Genomic DNA, 1,772 nt, shown 5'->3' on the forward strand with positions numbered 1-1,772 from the left:
GGGAATTTTTGGCGATTATCAACATCATACGTCCACTTGCCACCCAAGGGTTTATCAAATTTATCGACTAAAATTTCGTGATGTTTGCGGCGGTTGATGTAGAAATCTGTCTGTTTGAGGTACTTGCGGCTGTCAAATAACTTGGAGATTTCGGCAGGATCTTCGAGGAAATTGGGCGAGCGATATTGTTGTAACTGGATCTGATGCTGTTGTGCTCCCGCCGTCAACCGCTGCTGAAGCCAATCGTCTACGACATCTGCATATTGGAGTTCGCGCACTCCAGCACTAGCGATGAGGGGTAAAAGTTTTTGCACGTCGCATTCGGCACTCGTCGCTGAAATATAGCGTACTTGGTAGCCTTGCTCGCTCAGGCGATCTGCATACATCCGCATTGTCGCGCGGTGTAATAACAATTTTTGCTGGTGGAAGTTGTATTGATGAAAATACAGCCATTCTTCGACTATGTAAACAATTCCGCCTGAAAGTAATGCGGGATGTTGCCGGAAAAGTTGATTGGGAAAAACAATGCTAGCTCGATCTGACATGGAAATGGCACTTTTTCACATTGTAACAATTCTCGATCGCGCGGGTGGATCTATCTGGGGGTAGGGGATAGGGGATAGTGAATAGTGGATAGTGAATAGAACAATCACCCAGTCTCCCAGTCTCCCCGTCTCCCCGTCCCCCAGTCCTCTACGCCCAATCGCCGCTAAGGCTTGGGCAGCGGAATCTCACTGTTGACGGTAAAACTCTGTACCATTGTATCGAGTGTAGATCTCATGCGCTCGAATTGTTCGGTAGGGATGATATCTGTAAACAACGAAATCCGATTGCGATCGAGTCGAATAAAACTCGTTCCACTCATTGGTACACTTTGACCGCTACTTTCACTTTCATACGCCCAGGATAGCCTCACTACACCATTGCCGAGATCGTCCGGCTGATTGACGGTGACATTTTTGAGACTCTTTTTATAAATATCATTTACTGTTTTAGTCAGAAATCTACCTAGAGATTCGGGATTATTCTGAATTTCTGATTCAGGAATATTATCAAAAATATCGATCGATACCACTGCATTTCCAGTTTTATCTTCCCATGTGACGATCGTTTCGTCAGACTTACTGGTATCGGTTTTGTTCCACCCTGATGGGATGGATACTGAGAAGAGGTTATTTTTGTGATTATAGGGTTTTAGATCGCCGATCTTAATCAATTGAGTTTTATAATCTTCCTTAGATTTAATACTCAGTGATGCCGATCTTTCACTACTGCTACTGGTAGATTTAACGATATGACGAGTATTGTAAACTTGAATACTACTAATCGATCGATTACATGTTATTGAGAGCGAACAAGTTTGCTGCACGGCAAAACTTTTCTCCGCTATAGTTAGGCTGCAAAGAGAAGTTGACGCGATTAAAGCAATTGAAAATCTATTCATAAAATCGATTTAAAAGGTTCGGGATAGCTAAGAATTTATGTAATCATATCCTAACTTACATTTACATGTCGATCGAACTCATGTCATGCTCGATCGCATCCCCACAGTTCCCACCAGCACCCGATCGTCATCTCAGCACCAGCAATACCGAGCCAGCCCGCTGCTAGACCTATTACTGTCGTAGTATCTATCCCTACATCGATCGGCCCAAATCATCCTAATTTGGCGGAGCTGACCCCCGACTATTCCCGGAAGCTGAAGTATTAAAAATCCGATCGATACTAACAGCTTCTCGGAAAAAAGGGTAGCTAGTTTGGTATTCTGGGAT

At 43.8% G+C, this 1,772-nt stretch carries 2 protein-coding genes; both read right to left on the reverse strand.

The window, feature by feature from the left end; genetic code table 11:
- Positions 1 to 545 (reverse strand): cryptochrome/photolyase family protein (locus tag RMO35_RS22555; RefSeq protein WP_309744541.1); only part of this gene is annotated, 545 nt, incomplete at its 3' end.
- 164 nt (positions 546 to 709) lie between these two features.
- On the reverse strand, positions 710 to 1,444 hold the full coding sequence (locus tag RMO35_RS22560; protein WP_309744543.1) for a PsbP-related protein: 735 nt from the start codon (positions 1,442 to 1,444) through the stop codon (positions 710 to 712).
- Positions 1,445 to 1,772: the final 328 nt, after the last annotated feature.

It is taken from the genome of Chamaesiphon sp. OTE_20_metabat_361 (assembly GCF_031364565.1).